This is a genomic window from Bacillus sp. BD48, assembly GCF_046566805.1.
Lineage (GTDB): Bacteria > Bacillota > Bacilli > Bacillales > Bacillaceae > Bacillus > Bacillus safensis.
Genome location: NZ_JANGFM010000004.1, coordinates 79,817 through 106,558, shown reverse-complemented (window position 1 = coordinate 106,558; position 26,742 = coordinate 79,817). Strand labels below are relative to the sequence as shown.

The 26,742-nt window shown below is 42.4% G+C and carries 26 protein-coding genes; 10 read left to right on the top strand and 16 right to left on the bottom strand.

The annotated features are described in order from the left end of the window. Window positions 1-4: 4 nt before the first annotated feature. The 3 genes from ACLGGR_RS13045 (at window position 5) to ACLGGR_RS13035 (ending at window position 3,226) form a co-directional block, all read left to right on the top strand. Window positions 5-1,219, top strand: coding sequence for a sensor histidine kinase (locus ACLGGR_RS13045; protein ID WP_410973216.1), 1,215 nt, complete (start codon window positions 5-7; stop codon window positions 1,217-1,219). Beyond that, window positions 1,216-1,872 (top strand): response regulator, encoded by a 657-nt coding sequence (locus ACLGGR_RS13040; RefSeq protein ID WP_410973215.1) that lies wholly within the window; start codon window positions 1,216-1,218, stop codon window positions 1,870-1,872. The genes ACLGGR_RS13045 and ACLGGR_RS13040 overlap by 4 nt, the downstream gene beginning before the upstream one ends. Window positions 1,873-2,185: 313 nt before the next feature. Further along, window positions 2,186-3,226: a DUF4352 domain-containing protein gene (locus ACLGGR_RS13035; protein WP_047203442.1), complete on the top strand. Its 1,041-nt coding sequence runs from the start codon at window positions 2,186-2,188 to the stop codon at window positions 3,224-3,226. Window positions 3,227-3,273: 47 nt separating this feature from the next. On the opposite strand, the gene ACLGGR_RS13030 is transcribed toward ACLGGR_RS13035, so the two are convergent. The 3 genes from ACLGGR_RS13030 to ACLGGR_RS13020 form a co-directional block, all read right to left on the bottom strand. After that, a complete protein-coding gene (locus ACLGGR_RS13030) occupies window positions 3,274-4,359 on the bottom strand; it encodes an SEC-C metal-binding domain-containing protein (RefSeq protein WP_212044191.1) in 1,086 nt (361 codons plus the stop codon). Between the two features lie 191 nt (window positions 4,360-4,550). After that, the gene (locus ACLGGR_RS13025) at window positions 4,551-5,489 is read right to left on the bottom strand and encodes a response regulator (protein ID WP_142946519.1); all 939 of its coding nucleotides are present in this window, start codon (window positions 5,487-5,489) and stop codon (window positions 4,551-4,553) included. 4 nt (window positions 5,490-5,493) lie between these two features. Then, a complete protein-coding gene (locus ACLGGR_RS13020; RefSeq protein ID WP_410973214.1) occupies window positions 5,494-6,780 on the bottom strand; it encodes an ATP-binding protein in 1,287 nt (428 codons plus the stop codon). 517 nt (window positions 6,781-7,297) lie between these two features. Between ACLGGR_RS13020 and ACLGGR_RS13015 the strand changes: the two genes are divergently transcribed. Together ACLGGR_RS13015 and ACLGGR_RS13010 are read left to right on the top strand one after the other, a co-directional pair. After that, window positions 7,298-8,278: a glutaminase gene (locus tag ACLGGR_RS13015; protein WP_044333602.1), complete on the top strand. Its 981-nt coding sequence runs from the start codon at window positions 7,298-7,300 to the stop codon at window positions 8,276-8,278. A 33-nt stretch (window positions 8,279-8,311) separates the two neighbouring features. After that, window positions 8,312-9,739: an alanine/glycine:cation symporter family protein gene (locus ACLGGR_RS13010; RefSeq protein ID WP_142946521.1), complete on the top strand. Its 1,428-nt coding sequence runs from the start codon at window positions 8,312-8,314 to the stop codon at window positions 9,737-9,739. A gap of 38 nt (window positions 9,740-9,777) precedes the next feature. Here ACLGGR_RS13010 and ACLGGR_RS13005 read toward each other — a convergent pair whose 3' ends face one another. The 4 genes from ACLGGR_RS13005 to ACLGGR_RS12990 form a co-directional block, all read right to left on the bottom strand. Then, window positions 9,778-10,638 carry an alpha/beta fold hydrolase gene (locus tag ACLGGR_RS13005; RefSeq protein ID WP_251216808.1) on the bottom strand — a complete coding sequence of 287 codons (861 nt, stop codon included), beginning with the start codon at window positions 10,636-10,638 and terminating at the stop codon, window positions 9,778-9,780. 112 nt (window positions 10,639-10,750) lie between these two features. Then, entirely contained in the window at window positions 10,751-11,116 is a 366-nt protein-coding gene (locus ACLGGR_RS13000) for a VOC family protein (protein ID WP_410973213.1), read from the bottom strand. Between the two features lie 100 nt (window positions 11,117-11,216). After that, the gene (locus tag ACLGGR_RS12995) at window positions 11,217-12,599 is read right to left on the bottom strand and encodes an amino acid permease (protein WP_073203643.1); all 1,383 of its coding nucleotides are present in this window, start codon (window positions 12,597-12,599) and stop codon (window positions 11,217-11,219) included. 66 nt (window positions 12,600-12,665) lie between these two features. Next, window positions 12,666-14,174 carry a class I adenylate-forming enzyme family protein gene (locus ACLGGR_RS12990; protein ID WP_410973212.1) on the bottom strand — a complete coding sequence of 503 codons (1,509 nt, stop codon included), beginning with the start codon at window positions 14,172-14,174 and terminating at the stop codon, window positions 12,666-12,668. A 263-nt stretch (window positions 14,175-14,437) separates the two neighbouring features. Here ACLGGR_RS12990 and ACLGGR_RS12985 point away from each other — a divergent pair, with 263 nt between their 5' ends. After that, window positions 14,438-14,875, top strand: coding sequence for a MarR family winged helix-turn-helix transcriptional regulator (locus tag ACLGGR_RS12985; protein ID WP_012008812.1), 438 nt, complete (start codon window positions 14,438-14,440; stop codon window positions 14,873-14,875). A 407-nt stretch (window positions 14,876-15,282) separates the two neighbouring features. On the opposite strand, the gene ACLGGR_RS12980 is transcribed toward ACLGGR_RS12985, so the two are convergent. The 3 genes from ACLGGR_RS12980 to ACLGGR_RS12970 form a co-directional block, all read right to left on the bottom strand. Next, window positions 15,283-16,305 (bottom strand): quercetin 2,3-dioxygenase, encoded by a 1,023-nt coding sequence (locus ACLGGR_RS12980; RefSeq protein WP_410973211.1) that lies wholly within the window; start codon window positions 16,303-16,305, stop codon window positions 15,283-15,285. Between the two features lie 104 nt (window positions 16,306-16,409). Then, window positions 16,410-16,982: a TetR/AcrR family transcriptional regulator gene (locus tag ACLGGR_RS12975; protein WP_410973210.1), complete on the bottom strand. Its 573-nt coding sequence runs from the start codon at window positions 16,980-16,982 to the stop codon at window positions 16,410-16,412. Window positions 16,983-17,019: 37 nt separating this feature from the next. Then, window positions 17,020-18,501: an amidase gene (locus tag ACLGGR_RS12970; protein ID WP_410973209.1), complete on the bottom strand. Its 1,482-nt coding sequence runs from the start codon at window positions 18,499-18,501 to the stop codon at window positions 17,020-17,022. 187 nt (window positions 18,502-18,688) lie between these two features. Between ACLGGR_RS12970 and ACLGGR_RS12965 the strand changes: the two genes are divergently transcribed. After that, the gene (locus tag ACLGGR_RS12965) at window positions 18,689-20,302 is read left to right on the top strand and encodes a S8 family peptidase (protein ID WP_323650085.1); all 1,614 of its coding nucleotides are present in this window, start codon (window positions 18,689-18,691) and stop codon (window positions 20,300-20,302) included. Between the two features lie 41 nt (window positions 20,303-20,343). On the opposite strand, the gene ACLGGR_RS12960 is transcribed toward ACLGGR_RS12965, so the two are convergent. After that, window positions 20,344-20,883 (bottom strand): DUF402 domain-containing protein, encoded by a 540-nt coding sequence (locus ACLGGR_RS12960; protein WP_410973208.1) that lies wholly within the window; start codon window positions 20,881-20,883, stop codon window positions 20,344-20,346. Between the two features lie 111 nt (window positions 20,884-20,994). Between ACLGGR_RS12960 and ACLGGR_RS12955 the strand changes: the two genes are divergently transcribed. Then, the gene (locus ACLGGR_RS12955) at window positions 20,995-21,198 is read left to right on the top strand and encodes a hypothetical protein (RefSeq protein WP_142946528.1); all 204 of its coding nucleotides are present in this window, start codon (window positions 20,995-20,997) and stop codon (window positions 21,196-21,198) included. A 47-nt stretch (window positions 21,199-21,245) separates the two neighbouring features. Here the strand turns inward: ACLGGR_RS12955 and ACLGGR_RS12950 are convergent, their stop codons facing one another. Further along, complete coding sequence (locus tag ACLGGR_RS12950) at window positions 21,246-21,794, bottom strand: GNAT family N-acetyltransferase (RefSeq protein ID WP_142946529.1); 549 nt, start codon at window positions 21,792-21,794, stop codon at window positions 21,246-21,248. Between the two features lie 214 nt (window positions 21,795-22,008). Here ACLGGR_RS12950 and ACLGGR_RS12945 point away from each other — a divergent pair, with 214 nt between their 5' ends. Beyond that, the gene (locus tag ACLGGR_RS12945) at window positions 22,009-23,226 is read left to right on the top strand and encodes a multidrug effflux MFS transporter (RefSeq protein WP_251216798.1); all 1,218 of its coding nucleotides are present in this window, start codon (window positions 22,009-22,011) and stop codon (window positions 23,224-23,226) included. Window positions 23,227-23,436: 210 nt separating this feature from the next. Here the strand turns inward: ACLGGR_RS12945 and ACLGGR_RS12940 are convergent, their stop codons facing one another. From ACLGGR_RS12940 to ACLGGR_RS12925, 4 genes are all read right to left on the bottom strand, one after another. Continuing rightward, window positions 23,437-23,607, bottom strand: coding sequence for a hypothetical protein (locus tag ACLGGR_RS12940; protein WP_196774883.1), 171 nt, complete (start codon window positions 23,605-23,607; stop codon window positions 23,437-23,439). Beyond that, window positions 23,604-24,191 carry a DUF1700 domain-containing protein gene (locus ACLGGR_RS12935; protein WP_251216797.1) on the bottom strand — a complete coding sequence of 196 codons (588 nt, stop codon included), beginning with the start codon at window positions 24,189-24,191 and terminating at the stop codon, window positions 23,604-23,606. Before ACLGGR_RS12935 ends, ACLGGR_RS12940 begins: the two co-directional genes overlap by 4 nt. Beyond that, the gene (locus ACLGGR_RS12930; RefSeq protein ID WP_024424392.1) at window positions 24,184-24,501 is read right to left on the bottom strand and encodes a PadR family transcriptional regulator; all 318 of its coding nucleotides are present in this window, start codon (window positions 24,499-24,501) and stop codon (window positions 24,184-24,186) included. The genes ACLGGR_RS12935 and ACLGGR_RS12930 overlap by 8 nt, the downstream gene beginning before the upstream one ends. Before the next feature lie 98 nt (window positions 24,502-24,599). Further along, window positions 24,600-25,430 (bottom strand): YitT family protein, encoded by an 831-nt coding sequence (locus ACLGGR_RS12925; protein WP_034283328.1) that lies wholly within the window; start codon window positions 25,428-25,430, stop codon window positions 24,600-24,602. A 336-nt stretch (window positions 25,431-25,766) separates the two neighbouring features. Between ACLGGR_RS12925 and mmuM the strand changes: the two genes are divergently transcribed. Beyond that, window positions 25,767-26,705 (top strand): homocysteine S-methyltransferase, encoded by a 939-nt coding sequence (gene mmuM, locus ACLGGR_RS12920; protein WP_251216796.1) that lies wholly within the window; start codon window positions 25,767-25,769, stop codon window positions 26,703-26,705. Window positions 26,706-26,742 lie beyond the last annotated feature (37 nt).

Here is a 26,742-nt window from a genome sequence, read left to right as displayed (position 1 = left end):
TGATATGAACCTTCAGCAGCCACTCAAGCTTTTAGGTCAAATGAGGCGAAAATTCGTATTAGGCCTTGTACTGACTTATATGTATATTCAAATGTATGTGCCCCTTACAATAGGCGAATTGGTGTTTCGCACCTTCGTCTATTTGGTGTTTCTCCTATGTCTTTTTCCAAAAAGCAAGCTGCCACCTAAAAAACAATTTTCCATACTCCTCTTGATGTGGGTGCTGACACATCTCTTATGGCTGGTGACAGGTCAGATTCAAGACAGTATTGGGCTGACCTTTTTTATGATCGGCTTTATCGCTTTTCGTTTTTCAGAGGCGCATCACCCCTATCTATTTGCTTTCATCTTTTTCACCAGTGGGATCAGCTATTATATAAACGATTTTTCTTGGAACATGGTGATCACTCTGCCGCTATTCCAACTGCTTGTGTATACACTTGTCTTGATCTCTAGAATGCGGCGGCGTGAACAGGAATTAAAAGAAGAACACTTCGGAGAACTGCAATTGGTTCACCAGGAATTATCAGAAGCCCATGAACAATTGAAGCAGGCGCATATGGAGCTTGAAGAAGCGACCGTTCAGTCACTCCAATTTGCAGTGCTTGAGGAGCGAAGCAGAATTGCACGTGACCTGCATGACAGCATTGGTCACCAATTAACCTCAATGATTGTCCAGCTGCAATCTTTGCCCTACCGTTTAAAGCAGGAAGAACCAGAGCAGATGGCACAGACGTTTCAAGAGCTCATTCATATTTCTAAAAATTGTCTCACAGAGGTTCGTTCTGTAGTTCATCATATGGCGTCAGATGATGCAGGTCTCGGACTTGCCGGACTTCGCAGTCTCATCAAGCAAGGAGAGATATCGGGAGAGCTTGACATTCACTTTCATACAGAGCAGCTTACGTATAAAAAATGGCCGCTCTCCGTATCTGAGCTGCTTTATCGCATTTTACAAGAAGCCATTACCAATACAATTCGCCATGCCAAGGCCACTACGATGACCATTACACTATATAACCACCAGCATGAGCTGATGATGAACATTGAAGACGATGGATATTTGACCAGCGAAAAAGATCTTTCATTTGGCTTTGGGCTGTCAGGCATGAAGGCACGGTGTGACGCAGCAGGCGGTTCCCTCAAGACGTCCATACGCGAGCCGCACGGCTTTTGTATTCATATTCAAATTCCTATCAAGGAGGACTCCGAGGCATGACAAACCCTATTCAGATTGGCATTATTGATGATCAGCCGCTGATCCGCCAAGGATTTCGTTATATTGCAAGCGCTCAAGAGGATATTGACGTCATATGGGAGGCGTCAGACGGTCAGGAGGCGGTTGAGCTTTGCTCGATCAACACACCAGACGTACTGCTCATGGATGTACAAATGCCTGGTATGGATGGCATCACGGCAACAGAGCGCATTTTAAAAAATCATCCAGATGTAAAAGTTGTGATTCTCACGACCTTTGATACGGAAGAATATGTCTTTGACGGGATTCGTGCAGGGGCATCCGGTTATTTGCTGAAGGATACACTGCCTGAAGAATTAATTGAGGCCATCCGCACCGCCTTTGCTGGTGAGTCTGTCTTTCGAACGGCAGCCTCTGAGCACATGATGGCACAAGCTCTTCAGCAGGCAAATGATACACATCACACTCATCTGCTTCACGAATCATTCACAGAACGTGAACGCGATGTATTACAGCAAATGGCCTATGGCTTAAAGAATGAAGACATTGCTGATCAATTATTTATCAGCAAAAGTACGGTAAAAACGCATGTGCACCGTATTTTACAAAAGCTCAATGCACAAGATCGCACACAGGCCGTCGTCTTCGCAATCCGGCACCGCCTCGTGAAATAAAAACTACCTTCATTTCAAGATTTTTATACAAAAAACATTTAAAACCCAAAATAAATCTACAAATCAATACTTATTAACTAGTATATTATGCTTATCAAATACCTTTTTTTATAGGTAATTGTGTTAAAAACTATCAAAAATAGGGACTAAAACCTATTCCTCATCATGAATGAATTTCGATAGAATGAATAGTGCAAATCGTCATTAGGAGATTTTCCCCTTTAACACCCGAATATACCAATCTATCTGTTTCTTTTTTCTTAGTCAGATAGCGGGAATGAAATGACGAAAGAAAAGCAAAGGAGCTTCAACTGTGAATCTTAAAAAAATAAGTGCACTCCTCATGATTTCATTCGTGATGATCATCTCTGCAGCCTGCCAGAGCTCAGCCAAATCAACCGACGCTGATCAAAAGTCAACGAAAACAGCAGAGGTAAAAGTCAATAGCTACGAATATACGTTACCAGAAGACTCAACAACTACCTTGAGAGACAATGAATTGGTGCTAAAAGTCAACCTGACGATCACCAACAAAGGTGACAAGGCCCTTTCATTATATAACTCCGACTTCTCCCTTTATCAGGACGATGCCAAAGTATCTGATTTAAAATTCTACGGCAGTAAAGACCGTCTTGACCTTGGTTCATTGAACAAAGGCAAATCACTTTCAGGAGCTCTTTATTTCCTAGTAGACAAAGGGAAAAAATATCAGTTCGTGTATCAGGACAGCATCAAAAAAAACAGTGATTCCATCCAAATCGACCTAGATGGAAACAAAATACTCGATTCAGCAAAAAAGCTGGATAACCCAGCAAAAGCGTTATCCGCTTATACCGATATTATTGTTTTTGACAAAAAGAACGATCAATTCGCAGATTTAACGGGTGACAACCAATCGGATGTCGTCAATAAATACCATGAAATGTTTGTAAAAGACTTCAAAAGAAGTGCAGGAATATACGGAAATGAAGTGAGTGACCGTGATATTCTGTCTATGTACAAACGTATTCAAAACACTATGAAGGATAAAGCCAAAGTAGAAACAAGTGTGAAAACCATCTCTGATGACGAAGCAAAGGTTGTCGCTCAAGTAACAGGCATTGATGCTTCTAACTTAAAAGACAAGCTAGACAAGCAAAGAGACGAGTTTTACAACGGGAAAATCCGTTCAAAAGAAGAATTGTATAAAAAAAGCTTAAACATGTACGCATCTGAATTCGAAAAGCTTCCTCCCGTCTCCAGCCCAGCTGAATATGAAGTGAAAATGAAACGTAATGGGGATGGTCAATGGAAAATAGACCTCAACGATTATAATACAGAGCAGTACATGAGTGGTTTTATTAAAACGAGATAATCTAAAAAAAGACGCTGGCCTCTGAAGGTGCCGCGTCTCTTTTTAAATTATACTGTCGCCTCTTGCTCTTCTTTCACCGCTTTTTCGATATCTTTAAAACGGCTCGATACAGTCGACGCACTAATGCCATACTTCTTCGCTACTTGTGCTTGAGAAAGCGGGGCATCGCTTGCAAGCGAATGAATGTAGTATTCGATTCCCGCAGCAAATGACGCTGCTTTACGGATCACAGGTGATTTCTGATCACAGTAGGCTTTCCAAACCGTTAAAGCACCATCTGTCAGGCTTTGGTCACCGTGCTCCTTCATTCCGTCTTCAATCAGCTTAGCTGTTTCAAGCTGAACGTCACTTGCCCAGTCCATACGATCTGCTGATAGACCCGCATCACCTTCTGTTTGAGCAGGTGTTTCTGACTCTTCTACTTCTTGCTTCGCAAACATACACTTCAGTACATCAGGGAATGACTCTCTCATAAATGTGCTGCGTGCTCCTCCATTTGCTTCATATGCGTCAACAAGCTGGCGGACCTGAAGAAGAAGAGTATCTGTAAACTCTTTCGCAAACATCGTATATTGAATGAAAAACTCTGCTTTTTCTTCAAATTGAACAGGAAAACCAAGCACGAGACTTCCCTTCTCAGGCAGTACCGTTTGATCAGGTTTTACATCTACTTCAACCTTCTCCGCTGTTACCATATTCTCAAAGTAAAGAGACTCGTCCGTTTTTTCATTTAATAAAAGCAAAGATGGTTCCATGTCTGTCCAAGATTGGACTACTTGTCTTGTTTTCGGACGGGTAATATCCTCTGCTTTCTTTGTCAGGAATTCTTGGAAAATGGTTTCCTTCTTATCAGTTAATGGGCGGAAGAAGATGCCCCATACACTCAAATGAAAAACTGAGATTTGTTGCGTTTCTTTATCCATATCTGCAAGGAAAGAAAACTCATTAATGAATTGATTGATCGCTCTCTGATGTTTAGAAAAAGCATAATTCATTAAATCCTTTTGAACTTGTACAGCTTCCTTAAACACAAGCTCAGACGTTTGTTCTCCGCCTGATTTTTGACCACAGCAATGTTTATATTTTTTTCCGCTTCCGCATGGGCAGAGCGCATTTCGTTTAATTTTTCCCAAAATAAAACCTCCGACATTCTAGTCTAACCTCACTATTTTAACAAACGATTGCACAGGAGGGTTTTATTTTCAAGAAAAAAGAAAAATCAGAATGATCAGTTAAATCGCAAAGTCGCCTGAAGAGCAAGGCAGATCCTAGGAAAGACAGCCTTCCTCTGTTTATTTTCTCCAATCATACCAACAAATTTTCCTCAGCTCATTCCTTCGAATAACTGCTTTGCTTCAAAATAAAAGATTTGAACGAATTTTTTCGTATTGACTCTGCCTGTCGATCCTGCGGGAGAAGATGTCTTCTGCATTTCTTTCATTCTTTGGCTGACATCGGTAAAATCGAAAAACTTCGACGCGTAGTGTTCAAACTTAGGATTTGAGAAATCTGTTAATCCTAGTGAGGCAAAATGATTCAAGGAATGGTGAATAGCTCGTCTAATCCGCTGCTCCGCCGCTTTCACTTCCCGCATCACTTCTACATCGGTTGCACCATGATCCAGCTTTCTTTCCGCTGTTTTGATAAACAGCTGCTTTAGCGGCGGAAAATTGACCTCATGAGAATTGGCTGACTGTGTTTCATGTAAGTAGGTGAGTATCTCCAGTAAATCCTTAGAGCCGCTCTCACCGACAATACCCAGCTCGGATAAGAGGAATTCCCCAGCCTCTTTCATCGTTCTTCTCTTCGCCCCAGCGCCTGCACCTTGAGAAATCACAGGCTCTAAAGGCAGGACATGGCGAAGAGAGGCTTGTATATCGTAAATCGATTTTTCCAGCTTGATACGCTCCATGACTTTTCGAATCACACTGACGATTTCAATGCGATTGACAGGCTTATGGATATAATATTCAATCCCTAGTTCATAGGCTTCTGCCATCATTTCTTTTGCCTCTACTTGAGAAATCATAATGACCTTGCCTTTGAATTCAGGGTGAATATGGCGGATGGTTTGAATGCCATCTCTAGCAGGCATTAAAAGATCAATCAAAAGGATGTCTACTTTCTTTAGGTTCAGTGAATGTGCCTCTAGTCCAACTCCGTCATCAGCTTCATCTACGACCTCTCCCAAATCCTCATCCTCAATGATTTGACCTAAAATCGAGCGTATTGCACGATCATCATCTGCAATGAAGAATCGCATACACTCACCCTCTCTGTATTAAATTTTGTATAGGAAGGACAAGCAGAAAAGCTGTACCTTTTGTTTCTTTTGATTCGATTTGAATATGACCGCCAAGCTCTTGAACCAGCTCTCTCACATATGATAAGCCAATCCCAGTAGACGGTGTTCCAAATGCGTCAAATTTGGAGGTGTAACCTGGATCAAACACAATCTCTCTCATTTTTTTAGGAATCCCCGGTCCGTCATCTTCAATCCGAATCTCTATTTTATCATGACTTCCTTTCAATTCGAGTGAGATCATCCCGTTATCCTTTATAGCTTCGACTGCATTGGCCATTAAATTATTAATCAGCGATAAGAAAATAAACACATGATAATCATGCAGGTGAATGCCCTTTATATCAGATGTAAAGGAGATATTTTTCCCAAGAGATACAGCATACTTCTCTTGAATCCGGATCACAATTTGAACGAGCTCTTCCGCCTTCATATAGTCTTGCATATTTTCCTTCGAAATAAGCTTTGAAAGCCCAGCATAAATACGCTGATTGTCCTTTTTCACTTCATGAATTTCTCCTGCGATCTTTAACAGCTCCTGACTCACTTTTTTCCCTGCTTCGTGTTCATGCAGCAGACGATAAAGCCGGTATGATTCCTGCGTAATATGCTCTGTATGTTTTAACGTTTTCTTTAAATGCACCGTTTCTTCATATAAATTCGAAATGACCATCATCATATGCTCATTTTGCTTCATGATCTGCTTTTCTCTTGATTGAGCCTCATACAGCTTCATCATATTAAAAAAACTGATCACCACAAAGCTGTGAGCAAACGCAATGAGGAACATATCGCTCAGCTTTGATAAGGTCATCGTTGTATCAAACACTAAAAATTGTACAAACAGCTCGACAAAATCAGCAACTAATTCGATCATCAGACCGATGATCCCAATGAAAATAGAGCGCTGTTTAAAGCGTCCCGTACGGACGGCAAAAAACAGGAAAGCATAAGTGAAATAGAAAAAGAAGCTTGGGAATTGCTGATAAAATGATGAAGCCAGATCAGCATTCTGCTGAATCAAATCTAAGCCTACCCGAAAAAGCACAATAGCTGCGCCTGTTAAAAATCCCGGCAATAGCGGTCTAGATTTTCTTAAGAGTAATAAACAAAAGAAAAACGCAGGTGCGCCAAAGCTGATGCGAAACGTCTCATTCACAGGATAAAACTTCAGCTCTCCTGCAAGCGGCACAATGACCATCATAAAAATTAAAATGAATGCGTCCTTTTTGACAAGCTGATTTAAACTCAAATGACTGACATCCCTTCCCCTGTTTGCATAGCCACAGTATACAAGGAGACTCTTTTCTCCACAATGTGCAAAAAAATAATTTTCATGTCTCCTTTTATCTCCAAAATCCTTTTTTATGACTATTCTCCGAGGCAGCAAGGTGACCTTTCAGCTATTCAGTGTTTTGATCATTGACGACAATCATAGGAATTGTTTAGACAATAATCGACAGACTGATTTTTATTTGTAAGTTTTTCTGTAGATTTACGTCAGATTGTGTAGTTTCCAAGATAAATTGAATGAACAATTTTAGTGAAACTATATGTAAGCGTTTTCTGAATTTTCACTAAAAACCCTTTTTGTTTTTCCGCCGACAATGCCTTCATTTGAACATATATTTAGGTGTAAAGGAGTGGTGCAAGCAGCGCATGACAAGTTCTTTGAAGATGTGTAACATGTTTTCGTGCCTATTTGATCGCATTTTTTGTCATCCGCCAATTCAATAGGGTACTTTTTGATTTTTGATTGGAGGAATCGTATGAAAACAGCAATTTCTAATAATACACAACACGCATGCCAGTCTTCTGTTGATCAATGGGCAGAAGAAATACGTCCGTATTACATAAACGGGCAGAATGCTGGCTACATTCCAGCACTTGGAAAAGTGAATTCCTCTCAACTTGGTATCAGCGTGATAGGCCCAGATGGATCATCTGTACGATATGGTGATTGGGACGTTCCCTTTACCCTGCAAAGTATCTCAAAAGTCATCAGCTTTATAGCTGCCTGTTTAGGAAGAGGCGTACCTTACGTCTTGGACCGGGTAGATGTAGAGCCAACTGGTGATGCATTTAATTCCATCTACCGTCTTGAGATGCATAAACCAGGGAAGCCCTTTAATCCAATGATTAATGCTGGAGCTATTACCGTATCCTCCATCCTTCCCGGAAAGACTTCTACAGAAAAGCTAGCATATATTTTCGATTTAATCGAAAACTTAATAGGTAAGCGTCCTTCTGTTAATGAAGAGGTTTATCAATCAGAATGGGCAACTGCACATCGAAATCGGGCACTTGCTTATTATTTAAAAGAAACCAATTATTTAGAATCGGATGTCGAGGACACGTTAGAAGTGTATTTAAAGCAATGTTCCATCGAGGTCACAACAGAGGACATCGCCTTGATTGGACTGATTATATCAAGTGATGGCTACCATCCCTTTAAACAAGTCCAAGTCATCCCAAAGGATATCGCCAGACTAACAAAGGCATTGATGCTGACATGCGGCATGTATAATGCGTCTGGGAATTTCGCTGCTTTCGTAGGCGTTCCAGCCAAAAGTGGTGTGTCTGGAGGAATTATGGCTTGCGTTCCGCCAAGCGCAAGAAGAGAGTTCCCGTTTCAGACAGGCTGTGGAATTGGCATTTACGGTCCTGCCATTGACGATTGCGGAAATAGTATTACCGGTGTCATGATGCTGAAAAAGCTCGCTAAAGAGTGGGATCTCAGTATTTTTTAAAAAGAACAGTGATGAATTCGAAGAGGTGATGTTATGAACGAAAAAGCTTTGCTATCTTATTTAACACATACAAATGATTTTATTTGGACTTATATTGTGATTGCTCTATTACTTGGTGTTGGGGTGTACTTCACATATAGAACACGCTTCCTCCAAGTGAGAATGATCAAAGAAATGGTGCGTGTCCTGAAAGAAGGCAGAAAAGAAAAAGAGGGAATATCACCGTTCCAAGCATTTGCCATCAGTATGGCAGCACGCGTAGGGACAGGGAATATCACAGGGATTGCCATCGCTATTGCCATTGGTGGCCCTGGTGCAATCTTTTGGATGTGGATCGTAGCCATTATCGGGTCTGCTTCAAGTTTCGTTGAAAGTACACTAGCTCAAGTATATAAAGTAAAAGACAAAACAGGCTTCCGCGGTGGACCTGCTTATTACATGGAAAAAGGGTTAAACAAGCGCTGGATGGGGATTTTATTTGCCATCCTGATTACGATTTCTTTTGGAATCGTCTTTAACGCGGTTCAATCAAATACGATCACTGTTGCTTTTAAAAACTCCTTTGGTTTAGACCGTTTAACAGTTGGTATTGTGATGGCTGTCATTTTTGCAGCGATCATTTTCAAAGGAATCCAAGCGATCGCAAAGGCCTCTGAATACATTGTCGTTGTGCTTGCATTGGCTTACATCGGCATTGCGTTCTTTGTGATTGTCACAAATATCACGGAACTTCCTGGTGTCATCAGCACGATTGTGAAACACGCCTTCGGATTTGAACAGTTCGCTGGCGGTACACTAGGCGGAGCATTATTACAAGGGATTAAACGCGGTCTCTTCTCAAATGAGGCTGGTATGGGTAGTGCACCTAACGCAGCAGCAACGGCTGTCACGAGCCACCCTGTTAAACAAGGATTAATCCAAGCATTCGGCGTATTAACAGATACGTTAATTATTTGTACAAGCACAGCCTTTCTTGTCCTGTTCTCTGATGCGTATAAAACAACGAATCTGCAAGGGATTGAATTAACGCAAGCTTCTCTCAGTCAGCACATTGGACCATGGGCTTCTGGCTTCCTTGCCATCATGATTTTCCTATTCGCGTTCAGTACATTGATCGGTAACTATTACTATGGGGAAACGAACATTGAATTCCTTGGAGCGAACAAAATTTGGCTGAACGTCTATCGAATTGCCGTTATTGGAATGGTTCTGTTCGGTGCGGTTGCCACTGTTCCTCTCGTTTGGGGTCTAGCCGATCTCTTCATGGGACTCATGGTCATCGTTAACCTCATCGCCATTACCATGCTGTCTAAGGTCGCCTTTGCAGCACTGAAGGATTACATGAAACAGAAAAAAGAAGGCAAAGATCCTGTTTTCTATAAAAATGCCGTTCCAAACAATGAGAAAATTGAATGCTGGGACGACGAACCTGCTTCATTAAAAAAGAATCAAATCGGATAAATCAAAAAAGCTCTGGTCGTCTGATCAGAGCTTTTTCTTTATGTCAAAAATTCGAGTATGAGTTTGTTGACGACTTCTGGTTTTTCATGATTGATCCAATGAGAGGCATCATCGACAAAGATCAGCTGGCCATTTGGACAGATCTTAATCGTTTCCTTCGCCAGCTTTCTGCTTAAAAATTTGTCCTCCATCCCCCAGATCATGCGAACAGGAACGAGAATTCGTTTGGAAATGGGCTTTTCAAAGCCGCCTTTTTTGATGGCTCGGTACCAATTCAGCATTGAGGTCAAGGCGCCCGGCTGCGTCCAAGCGAGCTTGTAGCTTGAGACATCTTCCTTCGTGAACAAATGTGGTCTTGCCGAGAGCCCAATGGCATCATCCAGCTTTTGAAAGTGATTTTCTTGAAGTGCCGCCTCTGGAGCATTCGGAAGCTGAAAAAAAGCGATATAGGAGCTTTTCTTCCACTGCGGCGGATAAAAAGGAAGAACCTTCATCATGACCCGCGGATGCGGCATATTAACAATGATTAATTTCTCGACATATTGAGAACGGGTTGAAGCCAAATGCCAAGCAACAGCTCCGCCCCAGTCATGTCCGCCGACAATCGCCTTTTGATTAGGGCTCAGCGTCTTGATCAAACCCACAATATCATCTCTCAGTTGATCTAATACGTAGGATTCGACTCCTTCTGGCTTGTCACTTAAATGGTAGCCTCTTTGATCAGGAACGACCACACGATAGCCTGCCTCAGCCAAGGGGATGATTTGATTTTTCCAGCCGTACCAAAACTCAGGAAACCCGTGGAGCAGCACAAGCAGCGGGCCATTTTCCGGTCCAGCCATTGCTGTATGAAGTGTTACACCATTTGTTTGGATTGATTGAAACTCAATTTGTTCCATTCCTTTGCCACCCTTCTCCTTGTCCTTTTATTCTTCCAACATAGCATATTTTCCATTTTTCAGAAAATAAAAACACTCGCAAAAAAACCTTCACATTGGTGAAGGTCTTAGCCTATTTCATATAATTCAGAACCCAGATCAACCCATTTTTCCGATCCTGTACTTGTCCGTGAAGTGCGCCAAAGAAAGTATCCTGTAATTCGACCAGTACATCCCCATCAGCTTCCAGCGCTTCATATACAGCCTTTAGTTCTTCTTCATTGTCAAACTGCATAATCAATCTAAGATTCTCTGGCTTTGGTGTACGTCCAAACGTATCTGAAAAATGAAGCAGTGATTCCCCAAGATGCAATTCAGCATGCAGGACACGGTCTTGATGTTCATTTAAGATTTGAATATCCCCACCAAAAATCCCTTGATAATATTGAAGAGATTCTCTCACATCTTCTACAACAATATAAGGACTAACATTAATCATATCCCTCATCCTCCTCTTGTTCCGTCCATCATCTCTTTTATAGCTTATCCCAAATCGTATGAAAAAAGGCACAAATCGTCAACGGATTTGCACCTTTTTCTCATGAAGATTTCGCTAATTCACTATGTTTGTTTGAATACGCTGCGTACATGACGACACCAATTAACAGCCAAACCCCAAAATAAAGCCATGTCCGACCTGGTAAGTTGAGCATTAGGAACAAGCAGCAGCCCATTGATATAATCGGCAAAACAGGCACAAAAGGAACCCTGAAGCCCCTCTCAAGCTGCTGATGTGTTTTTCTCAAAATAAGCACAGATAAACTGACCATTGCAAACGTTAATAACGCACCGATATTCGCTAAGTTGGACAGATCCTTCAAATCAATAAAGCCTGAAATAACAGCTGTCATTCCGCCAATCATCCATATGCTAGCAACAGGCGTATCGCTTTTGTTTGTTTTTGAAAACACTTTAGGCAAAAGTCCGTCTCGACCCATCGCATAGGCAATTCGAGTTGCTGCATAATTATTGGCGAAAATCACAGCCATCAATCCAATGACGGCACCAACAGAAATAATACCAGCCACGCTATTTTGATGTACACTTTGCAGGACATAGGACATAGCCTCTGTGACATTCAGCTGTGTATAGTGCACCATGCCTGTCATGACCAAACAAACGACAATGTAAATGATCGTACAAATAAGTAATGAACCTATGATCCCAATTGGCAGGTTCCGCTGCGGATTTTTCACCTCTTCTGCTGAAGCAGAAATTGCATCGAACCCTAAAAAGGCAAAAAATACAGCAGCAGCACCGGCAATGACGCCTTCTGCACCAAACGGCATAAACGGTTGCCAATTGGCTGGCTGTACATAAAAGCCGCCTACTACAATGAAAAGAACAATAATACCGAGTTTCACAAACACCATGATATTATTAAATTTTTTACTTTCCTTCGTTCCTCTAGATAAGATCCACGCAATCAGTAAAGCAATGATAATCGCCGGCAGATTCATATATCCGCCTTGCTCCGGCCCCGCTAAGAATTGATGGGGAATCGAAATTCCAAATCCCTCAAGCAGGCTGTTGAAATAGCTCGACCAGCCACTGGCTACAGCTGAAGCAGTCAGCATATAGACGGATAATAAGGTCCATCCCATTAAATGGCCTACAAGCTCGCCCATGGTCGTATATGAATAAATATATGCACTGCCGAATACAGGAAGCGCTGAAGCCATTTCTGCATAACAAAGTGCTGCCAAACTGCACACAATGGCTGCAATCGCAAAGGAGAAAATGACAGCTGGTCCTGCATCCTTAGCCGCTGTAATTCCAGTTAACACCATAACCCCTGTACCAATCACTGCCCCTATACCAAGAAGCGTGAGATCGAGCCCGCCCAGCGTTTTCTTTACCTTTTGCTGTCTGCTCTGTTCCAACAAATCGTGAACGTGTTTCTTACGAAGAATATGTCGCAAACCCTTTCCCTCCAAAACGTTAGAAAAACAAAAAATCATTCAAATTTCATTATAGCAGAATAGGTACTAAGCATTCACAACCAATTCACGTAAATCTTTCTTCATGATTTTACCAAGCTTGTTTTTTGGAAGATCACTGATGAAATGAATGGATGGCACTTTGTAATCTGCCAAACGTTCCTGACAATAGTTCACCACATCTTCTTCGCAGAAATCGGCGGATTCGTCTTTTACGATATATGCACTTGGCACTTCACCATATAATTCGTCCGGTACCCCGATGACAGCTGATTCAATCACACCTGGAATTTGCTCAATGACTTCTTCTACTTGGTCAGGATAGATATTGTCTCCGCCGTATAAAATGACATCTTTGTATCTGCCTGTGATAAATAGAAAACCGTCTTCGTCTAGATAGCCTGCATCTCCCATATGGAACCAGCCATCTTTGAGCACCTTCGCAGTAGCGTCAGGCTGATGATAATAGCCTAAGAAATAAAATGGGCTTCTCATGACGACTTCGCCAATTTCTCCAGCTGGCAGTGTTTCCTCAGTCTCAGGATGAACGATTTTCACTTCTACATCTGGATCCACTTTACCAGCAGAGCCCATTTTATCCTCACCCATCGCAGGATGCCACGCACTGACAACCCATGCTTCCGTGCTTCCGTAGCCATGCATCATCTGAATGCCTGCTTCTTTGTAGTCCTTAATCAAACGAACCGGCACCTTCGTACCGCCAGAAATCGCAATTTCAAAGGATGAAAGATCATACGAACCGCGTTTCATTTCTTCCAGCATGTACGTATAAGCTGATGGGAACGCCATCATGAACGTAATTCTTTCTTTTTCAATGGTTTCTAAAATACGCTTCGGTGTTGCATCATGTAAGAAAACAAGCGTATACCCTTCAATCGCAGCAGCGATCAGGTGATTAATTGAACTCATATGATACAGAGGGTGACTCGCCAAGTACCGCTTTCCTTTCAAGTCAAATCCTCGATTCCCGCGTCTTGTTAAAAATTGATAGATTCGTCCATGTCCGACCATACAGCCTTTTGGATTACCCGTTGTCCCAGAGGTAAATAAGATCATCGCTAGATCCTCTTCTGATACCTTTTCCCCAAGATCACTGCCATCATTTGAAGCCAATAGGTCTTCAAACAGCTGCGTTGTTTTCGCATTCACACCAGATTCCACCATGAGGCAGTTGTCTAAAGACACATCCACCGCAGCAATCATGTCACGGAATTCTCGGTCAAAAAATAAAGCCTTTGGCTCTGCTTTTTTCAAAATACCTTCCAGCTCAAAAGAAGTAAGCTGCCAGCTAAGCGGAACTGCGACTGCACCTGCTTTAATGGCTGCCAGCATTATTGTTGAAAAGTGATGATGGTTTTGACAAATAAAGCAAACGCGGTCACCTTTTCGAATTCCTTTTTGATGTAAGTAATGAGCAAGCTGGTCGATGCGTTTTGCATATTCTTCAAATGTATAAGACACACCTCCGCCAGTTACCGCTTCAATTTGTGAAGATCGTTCCATTCTATCGTTTAGTAATGCCTGTAAAGTATTCAATATCTTCATCTCCAAACGTTTGATTTCCAATAGCCAAATTTCCAGTGAATTGGGTTGGTAGATTTTATCTCATTCACATTCTAAAATAAAAATAGCTGAAAGTAAAATCATTTCATTTTGGAATTGTTCTTTATATTAATTGATAATATAGGTAATTTTATAGCCGTCTTCCATTTTGGTTTAAATCATGATGATTATTATGATAAGATAGACCTAGTAATTGATCGGAAAATGCGAATGCAATAGGAAAAGAGGTATGGAGAATGCAACATTTCGAGCTAGAGGCAAGTTTGTTAGACCATGCACTGACGAAGTATTTAAAGGCGACGAAACAAATAGATGAAGAAAATATTCCGAAAAACGTGACGAATGTCAAAGGGTTTATTTTACGTATCATCTACCGCCATCAATCATGTACTGTGAAAAATATTCTACAGGAAGTTTCATTATCTCCCTCTGCAACAACAACCGCTCTCAATCACTTAGAAGACGAAGGGCTGATTATCCGCTCTCGAAATAATAATGACCGCCGTACTGTGTGGATTGAACTCTCTGAATCGGGCGAACAAATCGCTAAACAAATGATCGACAATCGCCAGCTGCTTGTGAATCAATTATTCAACCACCTTTCAGAGGAAGATAAAAAGACATTTTTTGAATTAATCGAAAAAATGATGGACGAGCACACATTAAAGGCTTAGGAATACTCCTAAGCCTTATTTTTTTATGGCTTTAAAACGACCTTTACACAATCATCCTGTTTTTCGTTGAAGATGTGGTACGCATGAGCAGCTTCATCTAATGGCAATTTGTGTTTGATAATCGCTCTAGGATCCACAAATTGATGTTGAAGTAATCCGTATAATCACATCTTCCCGATCTTGAATAGCCGGTGCATCTACCTTCCTCACTGCAATGCTATTTTTCCCTTGATAAGTAACAGCTCCTCACATGCATTTCCTCCTTTAGCTCAAGTCATCTTTACATAGCTTCCCTTGAATGAATGGTTCATTCATCAAATTAGAAAATTATATGCAGGAGGCAAAAAACAAAAAAAGCCCGTCGATTGTTTCGACAGACTCATGATGTTGTGTAACGCGTTACACAGTTAATCTTTTTCGACAAAAAACAAGTCATATTGAGTTGAAGTCTCCCGATTGAACATGAAGTTCCCTCCTTGAATAAAATAAGGACATATACTTGGGCTTGGAGATTCTTCAAACTGCTCATACACCTGCTCAATTTCTCCCGGAAGCAGTAAAACCAATATTTTATTTGTATGAGATACGAATTCATAAGAGTGGATCGTATCCGGCGGGATATAGGCAAAGTCACCCGGCATCAAGCAAATATCCTCTCCGTTCAAATGAACGTTCATTTTCCCTTCAACACAATAGAGTGCTTCAGTATGAACTTGATGATAATGCGGCGGGAAATATTTCTCTTTCGCTCCTTCAATCACAAAATGACTGAATCCGCCTCCTGTTGTTTCTGCTGTTGCAATCAGCTCATGAATCTGACCATCAATGATGTATTGCTTCCCTTCACCAGCCTCTAACACATAGGGCTGTACCTCGTGAGGGAGCTGACTATGAAATAAAACGGAGGGCCTCGTTGTATTGGACAGTTCTCTGATTCCATGCATCAGGATGATATCGCTTTCTTTTTCAGCCTGCTGAAAGCTGGCAGCATTGAAAGCATGATGAGTCATAGACCATTTATTCTGAATAAGCCTCTTCCCAATTTGCTGATAGACATCTGTCATTTGTCCGCCCAACGAATATGAAATAAACCTTGTTTTGTGACTATGCATTCTGTAGCCATGAATCGTTTTGGGCGGGATATGAATATAATCAAAGGCTGTTACCATATATTTTTTACCGTCCAGCATCACTTCAAGCTTTCCTTCCAGCACAAAAATGGTTTCAAATAAGTGTTCATGACAGTGCAGCGGGAAATAAGCTCCTTTCCCACCTGTGATTAAGGCAAGCTCAAACAGCTGATTCGTTTGATTTGCTTCTGCCAGCATATGAACAAGCTGATTCTCCAGCCCATACAGCTTTCCGGAACCAGACATGGTATAAAAAGAGGTACCTTCGGATTGCTTGATCGATTGCGGTTGCTCCGACATCCCATCACTCCTCATGACTAATTGACTAATTGACTAATTGACTAATTGACTATCTATATTATATAGACCAATTGATATAATAGATAGACAATATGCGAGAGATTTTACTCTTCTCGCATAAATAAGTGTCTAAGGTAACTTTTTACGTGTTCTAAAGGGGTCGTTTGTTTGAGTGCAGTGGTCATAGATAGACCTCCGATCACCATTGAGTGTAGGAGAGAAGCCAGCTCATTCGCTTTGTTTTCTTCATACCCACTGTTCATTAGCTTTTCTTTTACAAGCTCCTGCCAGCGGATCATTTCTTGTTTGCATGCAGCATGGAGCTGTGTGTTTTCCGGCTTGGACTCTGCCGCAAGCAAGACAATTGGAATCCCTCTTTCACTTTCTTTCTCCATAAATCCTCGAATGATCTTTGTCATAAAACGATCGATGGCGATATATGGGTCATCCGAATAGGCAAAGCCTTCTTCAATTTGATTGATAACCTTTTGACTAATGTATTTAACAGATGCAATGGCCAGCTCTTCTTTTCCATTTGGAAAGTAATAATAAAGAGAGCCTTTAGGCGTGCCGCTCTCTCTGATAATTTGATTCAATCCTGTCGCATGGTATCCCTGTTTACGTAAAAGAAGTGCTGCCGTTTGAATGATTTTGTCCTTCGTACTCACGTGTGACACTCTTTTCCCTCCATAGACCAAAGTCGCTGATCATGCGTTATCGATTTAATTGACTAGTTCCTTTCCAAATCGAAGATGTCTCCATTTCCGCCGCAAGCCTGAGCAGCCAGTCCTCTTTCCCTTTAGGCGCTGTCACCTGTACCCCTAAAGGCATGCCCGCGCTAGTGAGATGAACAGGAACACTCATTGATGGCTGACCTGTTAAGTTGGCAAGCTGTGTAAATGGGGTGTAGGTCAGGCTCTTGAGGAACATGTCATAAATAAGATCCTGCTGTGCTTGCATTGAAAGAGATGACACACGTAAAAGTGCGGCTGTTTCCTGATCTGAATGCATAAGTTCACCAACCTTTGGAGCTGAATAGGCAGTAGCTGGTGTCACATAGAGATCGTAGGTTTGATGAAATGACGCCATTTGTGCAGCAGCCCGATCCCACGCATCAAGACTTTCTGTATAAGCAGCAGCGGTCACATTCTTGCCAGCCTCTGCCAGCACCCATGCCACGATGTCCGTTTCCTCCGGCTTTACTGGACGCCCTAACGAACGACCCAAGGAAGTGAATAACGCAGACATTTCTCCGCTGTTCATCACGTAATATTGCTGCATGAGATGAACCCCATCAATTTCCGGCTTGGCTTCTTCTACTTGATGGCCTTGCTCACTCAGCCATTTCACTGTTTGCTGAACCGCCCGCTTCGCCTCCTCACTGACCTTCGTGCCAACTGGAGATTCTACGCTGTAAGCAATTCGCATAGAAGATGTACGTTTCACCAAATCCTCTTGGTAACTGCCATCGTATAATGGGGTTTGGAAAGCAGCTTCAGGCTGAATGACTTGAAGAAGATCAAGAAGGGCTGCACTGTCCCGTACTGTTTTTGTGAGTGTAAAGTCGATGGAAGCCCCTTGCCACTGCCTTCCTGCGCCTGGGCCTACTGGCGTTCTCCCTCGCGTAGGCTTAAGGCCGAACAAACCGGTAAAGGATGCTGGAATCCGAATGGAACCACCGCCATCACTTGCTCCGCCAGCAGGTACAATGCCGCTTGCAACAGCTGCTGCTGTCCCGCCGCTTGAGCCGCCCGGAGAATAGTCCGTATTCCAAGGATTTCTCGTTGGACCATGTAACGCAGGTTCCGTCACATTCCTTAAACCAAACTCCGGTGTATTTGTATGTCCAATCATGAGAAAACCAGCCTGCTTCAATCGATCAACAAAGTGCGAGTCAGAATTTGCTTTTACATCCTTTAACAGCAAAGCGCCTGCTGTCAGCGGTTCATTTTTAATCCCTTGTGATATATTTTTTAGCACAAACGGAACGCCCGCAAATGGCTGATACTCATGTAACTCCTTGATGTCTTTCAAAACTTGATCTTGTCTCGTCCGTATCACAGCGTTTAGTTCTGGATTGACCTCATTCAATCTATCAAATGCCGCCTGCATAAGCTCCTCAGGCGTTACCTGCTTATTCCGCACAAGTGCTGCCAAGCCAGCCGCATCATACGTCATATACTCTTTTGCGTTCATCAGCATGTCCTTCTTTCTCTTATCATGATGTCTCTATTGTCTACTAGAATTCTATGAATTTCAATTTCAGGTTACTTGTAAAAATAACTTTCTGAACAAGACGACAATTCTACTATCCCATCCTTCTGCTTTCTCCGATATAATAGAGAAAAAAAGACCGAGGTCATCGGATGAGAGGAGCCACGCCTTGAAAAGGAAATTACTGATCGTCATTGCGTTTCTTCTTGCGTTGACAACTGCTTTGCCCTTCCATTCGCAGGCAGCTGCACCGCCAAAAGAAACAGATGTCATCATCGTCTATAAAAATCAAAAAGGAAAACAAACAGCGATTGAGGAAAGTGAGAAAGTGAACGCACAGTACATACATCTTCCCGCTGTCGCTGTGACAGCAGATGAACAAGCGGTCACCTCACTCAAAAAAGACCCAAACATCGCTTACGTCTCAAAAAACGTAAAGGTCAAACTCGCGGCTTCTACTGTAAAGAAAACAGCCGCTGCTACTAATCAGGATGCATTGGTACAAAAATCTTACAATCTGCAAAAACTAAATATTAAGCAAGCAATAAAAGAAGGCGTCACTGGTAAAAATGTAAAAGTAGCTGTTTTAGATACTGGTATTTTCTCACACGAGGATTTAAAGGTATCCGGCGGTAAATCATTCGTGAACTACACATCCTCTTATAAAGATGATGAAGGACATGGCACACATGTCGCCGGCACGATTGGTGCGCTTAATAACGATTATGGAACAGTCGGCGTCGCTTCTGGTGTGAAGCTGTATGCTGTGAAAGTGTTAGATAAAAAGGGAGAAGGCGACCTATATAGTCTGCTTCGAGGCATCGATTGGGCGATTACCAACAAGATGGACATTATTAATTTAAGTTTAGGCTTTGAAGACAATATCCCCATCTTGCATTCAGCAGTGGATGAAGCCTATAAAAAAGGACTGCTCGTGGTTGCTGCAAGCGGAAATGATGGGAAAAAGAATCATATTAGCTACCCAGCCGCTTACAATAGCGTCATTGCCGTTTCTGCAACGACTGACAAAGACAAACTTTCGTCTATCTCGAATACAGGGAAAGGGATTGAATTTTCTGCCCCTGGTGAGAACGTCATCAGTACCTATTTGAAAAATGAATATTGGTATGCAACGGGTACATCACAAGCTGCACCGCATGTCACAGGAATGCTGGCACTGTTAAAGCAGCTTCATCCGAAGAAAACAAATGCACAGCTTCGCACTTTATTGCGCAGCTATACAGTGGATCTTGGCGCAAAAGGGAAGGATCCACAATTCGGCTATGGCCGCGTGCAATATGTGCCGCAATCCACCTTTTTAAAGGCTGCGGCCAGTGCCGTCAAAACAGCCGAAACATCTAAAAAGCAGGCAGATGTCAATCAAGCAAAAACAAGAATTGACAGGCTCACTGCAAGCAAGCAAAAAACAGCACTCACAGAACGGGTGAAGAAAGTCCAAGCAGCCATTGATATCCGCTCGGCACGTGCAAAGGTTAAAACAGCCGAAAAGAACAAAACACAAGGTGCTATTAAAAGTGCTCAAACGGCCATCAAAAAACTAAACAAAGGCAAAGAAAAAACAAGCCTGCAAAACCGGCTCGACAAAGTCAAAAAACAAGTCGCTTATCAAAAGAAAGTGACAGACGCTAAACAAAAGGTCAAAAAAGCGGAAGCCAAACGAACAAAGAAAACAAAAGCAGCGGCTCAAAGCGCTGTCAAACAGCTAAAAGCTTCCAAAACAAAAACCAATTTACAAAAACGATTAAACCGTATTAAGGTTTAACAGAAAAAAACGATTCCTTTCAGCGAGGAATCGTTTTTTTTCTATATCAACATCGGCTCAAACAAGCTGTGATGATATTTCCCTTCGGCATCTGCCCTCACTTGATCGAGAATGCTTTCTAACGAAGCCGTCACGCTCTCTAGTGCCCGCCGCACTGTACCGTGTTCAAAATCTGCTAAACTCTCCGGCAACTCATCTTCATCCAGCACAAAGACATCACCATTTGGAAGAACGAGAAGATCAATAATGAGGTCTTCAAACATGACCAGCTGGCCATTGAACTGTGTTTCTCCCACCATATTAAAATAAGACCCTAGTTCCTTCCCTTGTTCATCTCTCCAGAAATATATGTTGTAAGGACGATCCTTCCAATAATAAGCGGTCGTATAGCTTCCTTTTGGAATGGTCAGAGCACCATCACCTGCCCTCATCGTAAACGGGTCTTTAATCTTGTGAAACAGCACAGCCTGCTGTCCCTGTGCATCTAACAGCTGACAAGTATGTTCCACAACTTTCTGATCGTATTTGATTTTTCTCTCGATGACTTTATCCCAACGATTCGCATGCAGCGAAAACAACATGTCACAACTCCCTCTAAACATTTGGTCTCTTTCCAGTATACACCGATTTTTTTTGAAGAAATAAAGGATTGCCTCATTTACTTATGGAAGACCTATGATGAGGTGAAATAAATGAACGGAATCACGATTCTTGAAAATTTTACACAGCTTGGACAAATCATCCTCATGATTTGCGGCTATATCCTTTATTGGCAGCTGGTGAAAACGAAGAGAGAACGAAAGCTGTCTCCTTATGAGCGCATGTTAAAATTCTTTGTCATGTTCGGTTTAATCTCGTGGGGGGTATCATATTGGGCGCTGGTACTGTGGGCGTAAATTGAAAAAAGGAAGAGCTGTCCACGCAGGACTTGCTCTTCCTTTTATTACGCGTGATGTGATGAACCTGCCGGCTGTTCTTTCTTGATCACATATTGATAGCTCTTGACATGCGTCCCACTCGGGCTCACAAAATCTTTATCAAGCGCACGCTCAAAGCCCATTCTTTCATATAGGCGAATGGCGGCCTGCATTTTATCAGATGTATGCAGATACAGGACATTTTCGCCCCATGATTGCGTCAGTTCAATACTTTTACGCAGCAATGACTCTGCAATGCCTTTTCCCCTCACATCGGGATCTACTCCTAAAAACCGGACGATGGCTGATGTAATGCCCATTTCGGGATTGTCATATGCTTGCTCTGATGACCGGAACATTTGAAGCGTCCCCACAACCTTGCCGTCAAGCTCCGCCACCAGCATCAGCTCCATGTTCGGATTATCTACAGCTGCTGCAAGCGCCGCAGAATAATCTTGCCAGCCTTCCTCTGTAAATTGAGGCGCATACTGTGCATAGGATTTGATCAGCACGTTCCTGATGGCCTCATGATCTTCTTTGACTGCTTGACGAATAATCAGCTCTTGCTGCTTCATGTCAGCACCTCCTGCACTCTATTAGTGGATATACGTATCATGCAATCACTGCATGCGATAGCCTTCCTCTTTTCTCTACTCATTCAATGTAAAGAGTCTCATTCGAAAGATCAATCATTTTGCATGGAATCATCTCTGAAAATTTTTTTATTGAAAAGGAACGCTTGATTCATTATGCTGTGTTGAGGAAGTATACGAGGAGTGTTGTCATCATATGAGTTCTTTATCTTATCCCCAAGAATCGAAAAAAAATCGATTTCTCCTTGCCGCATTGCTCGGATCTTTAACAGCCCTTGCTCCGCTGGCAATGGATATGTATTTACCTGCTTTACCTAATATCGCCCGTGACTTTGAAGCAAGCACGGCGCTGTCTCAGTTAAGTCTCATGGCTTGTTTGATTGGACTTGCGCTTGGACAGCTGATTGCAGGTCCAATCAGTGATACAGTCGGCAGAAGAAAGCCACTCATGATTGGATTGATCATTTTTATTGCAGCATCTCTTTTATGTACAGTGGTCACATCGATTTGGACGTTCATTCTTCTTCGATTGATTCAAGGACTTGCTGGATCAGCAGGCATTGTCATTGCACGGGCCATCGTGCGAGATCATTATGAAGGCTCAGAAATGACGAAATTCTTTGCTCTGCTCATGTTAGTCAACGGAGTTGCTCCGGCTGCGGCACCTATCGTGGGTGGACAAATGTTACGGTTCACGACGTGGCAGGGTGTGTTTGTTCTTCTAGGTATCCTCGGAGCGCTAATGCTCCTAAGATCAATGTTTTCATTGAAAGAAAGCTTACCTGCGGAACGCAGACAGACTGGGGGCTTCAAACAGATCCTAGGTGCGATGAAAATTCTAGCGAGCGATCGTCTCTTTGTTGGATATGCTCTCTCGCAAGGTCTTGTATTCGCAGCGATGTTTGCCTATATTTCTGGTTCACCGTTTGTGCTTCAGGATATTTTTAACCTTTCTCCACAAGGATTTAGTGCTGCCTTTGCGGTAAATAGTCTTGGAATCATCACGGCTGGACAAGTATTTGCCCGAGTCGCTGCGAAAATTGGTGAAGAGAAAGTTCTTCGCATTGGATTGCTGACAGCTGCATTAGGGGGAGTCACTTTATTTTTCATGATCTCGATTGATGCAGGATTGTACGGCATTCTGATTCCGCTGTTTTTTGTTGTCTCAAGCGTTGGAATTGTCGGCACCTCTGCCCCGTCTCTTGCAATGCAGCATCACGGAGCGCATGCAGGAAGTGCGGCCGCCCTTATCGGTGTGGCGCAAATGCTGCTAGGCGCTTGCATGACACCTCTTGTCGGACTAGCCGGAAGCCAAACAGCCTTTCCAATGGGGCTGATCATTATGCTTTGTGATCTAGGCGCACTTTGCTGTTATTTCTTCTTTGTGGTCCGAGCGAAAAAAAGACCCGCATAAGCGGGCTCGGGTTTTTAGACGGGCTAAAATGATCTTGATTTTAGCTCTTTGTCTTCTTTTCAGCGTGATAGAAAACCTTTGCAGCCCTAGGAAGGACGAGCATCGGAGCGGAGCGAATTTGACATTCGTGAGCACCGGAGCGCAGAACTGACAAAGAATGCGAGGGTTTGTCTACACGCTGAGACCCACATAAGCGGGGTTTTTCATTTATTATGGCTTGCTCCAATTGATGGTGCGGAACACGTTGCTCTGGTCATTGTTGTGATATGCATCTAAATCAAAGCCTGATAATCCAAAACCAATTGCCATGACAATTCCTCCGGCAACGGTGAAGATGATCCCCCATTTGATGCATTGCTTTTTTAAATCATTCACGTTCATACTCTCACGACCTTCTTTTTAAACATTCCCATGAATGCCTTAGTGGTTTGAATAGTCATTTGAACAAATAGCTTTGTCAAATACGCCGTGGCTATGCCACTTAATAATCCGACACCTAATAGAAGAATACCAACGCCAATCTGCGTCACCACCACATGCAAACCGTCCTGAAAGATAAATGGAGAACCAATGATGCTCCAAAAACCGCCGAGCAGACCAACCAGCGTCACTGTACCTGTCACGAGCGGAATGCACCAAATCACCATATATACAGAAAGAATCAGCAGGAAGACTGTTGCTAGAATACTGCCCCATAACGGAAAGCCTAAAATGAGGATGGAGAGTCTTGTGGCTTTTTCTCCATACGTCGGCACCTGAACGGTTTTTATTCCTTGTTCCCTCATAATCCCTTCGGCGATGATGGCAGGCTGCCCGACCTGCTGAACCGCTTCCTGTTCACTGTAGCCATCTTCCTGATAATCCTCGATCATCTCATCGTAGTATTCGATAAACCGTTCACTTTCTTTTTCGCCTAAACGATGCAGATGCTTCTTTAAGCTGCTTAAAAATTCTTTTTTATTCATTGCCCTGTCCTCCAGAAATAAAGTCGTAAATCGCCATCACCTGATCCCATTCCTCTAAAAACTGCGCCATATGCTCCCGCCCGCTTTCTGTCATGCGGTAGTATTTTCTTAATCGACTGTTATGTTCCTGGGAATAGGTCTCCACATAATTGTTTTGCTCTAAACGCTTTAAAATCGGATATAATGTCGATTCTGAAATCTCAATACAATGGGACATATCTTTAATAATTTGATAACCATAGGAATCGCCTTTCTTTAATACCGCCAGTACACAAAATTCCAGTAACCCTTTTTTTAATTGTGCATTCATGTTTACAACTCCTAACTCTTCATACTATACATTACATAGTATTGTGTGACAAGAGGTATAGAGAATAAAAAAAGACCCTTTTTCGGGTCTTTTCATTTTTATATATTTACAAATCCTTCTCCGAACACATCGCGTACGTCATGGACAACAACAAATGCGTCTCGATCAATTTTCTTAATAATTTTCTTGAGGCGCATGAGCTCCTGCTTTTGAATGACTGCGTAAAGAATTTCCTTCGATTCCTTTGAATAATGACCGCGCCCGTTTAAAATTGTGACGCCTCGATCTAAGGTGTGATTGATTTCTTCCGCAATATCATCTTTGCATGAAGAAATAATCGTCACTGCCTTTTTCGTGTTAAGCCCTTCTATCACGAAGTCCATCACCTTTGTCGCCACGTACAGCATCACAATGGTAAACATTAATTTTTCCGCACCAATAATAAAGTAGGAAGCAAATACAACGATCAAATCAAAGAACAAGATGGCATAGCTCACGTTCCAGTCTAAATACTTGTTGGCAATTCTTCCGAGAATGGCAGAACCCGCCGTTGTTCCACCGGCTCTCAGCACAAGACCAATCCCAATTCCGATGATAATCCCTGCAAAAATTGCTCCAATGATCAATTCATGTACATTCACGACCCATGTTGTGGTCAGGTGTAAAAATAGGGAGTTACTTGCAACAGCAACCACAGTATAAATCGTGGTCTTCTTGTCTAAATACTTATAGCCGACAAGCAGCAAGATGGCATTAAACACGAGATTCGTCAGCCACGGTGCAATCTCAAACAAATAATAAAAAATGATGGACAGCCCCGTTACGCCGCCTTCACCAAATTCAAGCGGAATGACGAACATGTTCACTGCTGCGGCAAATAAAAAAGAACCAACCAGAATCATCGCTATATCTTTTACACATTTTTTCAATTTCTTCTTTCCTCCTTTTTTAAGCATATAAAAAACCCTCTTTCTGCACGAAAGAAGACAGTCGTTGGACAACATAAAAATCAAAAGACGGCGCCTTTTGATGAAGCTTTCTGAAATCAATCTTTCCATAATATATATCTCTTTTTAGAGGCTGTCAATGACTTGGTTGTCTATTATTTTGACTGCATTTTTATGCATCAAAACCCGCATGTTTTCAGGGTTTTTCCGCCCTATTATGCTTTTTCCTCTCCTTGACAAAAACACTTTAGTCATTTAAACTACTGCCTCATATCATATCCATCATTTCCGATCTAAAAAGGAGGCTGTCTGATTACGATGAATCCTATTCAAAGCCGTTTACAGGCTCACGCACCTTTGATTTTAGACGGTGCACTTGCAACAGAGCTTGAACGAAAGGGCTGTAACTTAAACGATCGTTTATGGTCAGCCAAAATACTTATTGAACAGCCACAATTGATTCAGCAAGTACACTTGGACTACTTCCAAGCAGGTGCTGACTGCGCAACAACCGCCAGCTATCAAACAACGATTGAAGGCTTTGCTGAAAAAGGCTATACAAAAGAAGAAGCGATTGAACTCATGAAACGCTCTGTCACTTTAGCGAAAGAGGCACGCGATCTTTTTTGGCAGGATGAAGCGGGTCGTGAAGGACGGACAAAACCATTTGTCGCTGGATCTGTGGGGCCATACGGCGCTTATTTGTCTGATGGTTCAGAATATAAGGGAAATTACGGACTTTCTGAGCAGGCGCTCATTGATTTCCACAGACCAAGAATTCAGGCATTAGTAGAAGCGGGTGCAGATATTCTTGCATGTGAAACGATTCCTTGTCTGATTGAAGCAACAGCCATCGCAAAGCTGCTGCACGATGAATTCAGCGGGGTATCTGCTTGGATCACATTCAGCGCAAAGGATGGCCTGCACATTAGTGAAGGTGATTTCATACGAGAATGTGTACAGGCACTTGATCCTTATGAACAAATCGCTGCTGTCGGCGTGAACTGTACGCCGCCGCAATTTATCACTTCTCTTATTCAAGAGATGAAAAAAGGAACGAGCAAACCGATTGTGGTGTATCCAAATTCAGGTGAAGTATATGACCCTGAAGAAAAGGTATGGAGTGGAGATACGTCACACCTTACTTTTGGCGAATGTGCGTATCAATGGTACAAAGACGGCGCGCATATCATCGGCGGCTGCTGCCGGACGACTCCAGAAGATATCAATGACATCTTAAAACGAACCACATCATAGCATCATGAATCATCACACATACTTCTAAGCAAAAGGG